At 49.3% G+C, this 906-nt stretch carries 1 protein-coding gene; it reads left to right on the top strand.

Annotation, left to right across the window (positions count from 1 at the left end):
- Positions 1–906, top strand: a 906-nt coding sequence (locus A3761_RS01205) for a methylmalonyl-CoA mutase family protein (protein WP_231881108.1), incomplete at both ends; no start/stop codon positions are given.

Raw genomic sequence — 906 nt, 5'->3', positions numbered from 1 at the left:
TGATTTAGCGACTCACCGAGGTTACGACTCAGACCACCCACGCGTAACGGGTGATGTAGGTAAAGCAGGTGTGGCGATTGATTCAGTCGAAGATATGAAAATTCTTTTCGACGGCATTCCGCTTGATAAAGTATCGGTATCCATGACCATGAACGGCGCAGTCTTGCCAATCCTGGCTAGCTACATCGTTGCAGCAGAAGAACAAGGCGTTTCACAAGAACAGCTTTCAGGCACTATCCAGAATGACATTCTGAAAGAGTTTATGGTGCGCAATACCTATATCTACCCACCAAAACCATCCATGAGGATTATTGGCGATATTATCGGCTACACCTCCGAGAACATGCCTCGCTTTAACAGCATTTCAATCTCCGGCTACCATATTCAGGAAGCCGGTGCTGATGCAGCGCTGGAACTAGCCTACACACTTAGCGATGGCAGAGAGTATGTTAGAACTGCACTGAAAGCTGGTTTGGACGTCGATGCCTTTGCGCCTCGCCTTTCCTTCTTCTGGGGCATTGGCATGAACTTCTATATGGAGATCGCCAAGCTCAGAGCCGGTCGCTTGTTATGGCATAAGATTATGGACGAGTTTAGACCTAAGAACCCCAAATCTTCTATGCTTCGAACCCACTCGCAAACATCAGGCTGGTCTTTGACCGAGCAAGACCCTTACAACAACGTGATTCGTACCACCATCGAGGCGATGGCTGCGGTATTTGGTGGCACTCAGTCGCTACACACCAATGCCCTGGACGAAGCGGTTGCACTACCAACAGAATTCTCTGCTCGTATTGCGCGAAATACTCAGATCATCCTTCAAGAAGAAACAGGCATTCCTCAGGTTGCAGACCCTTGGGGGGGCTCCTACATGATGGAAAGCCTCACGCAGCAGATTGCTGATCG

It is taken from the genome of Oleiphilus sp. HI0123, from assembly GCF_001635315.1.
Note: the sequence above shows the minus strand (reverse complement) of the source record. Positions and strands in the feature narration are given on the sequence as shown.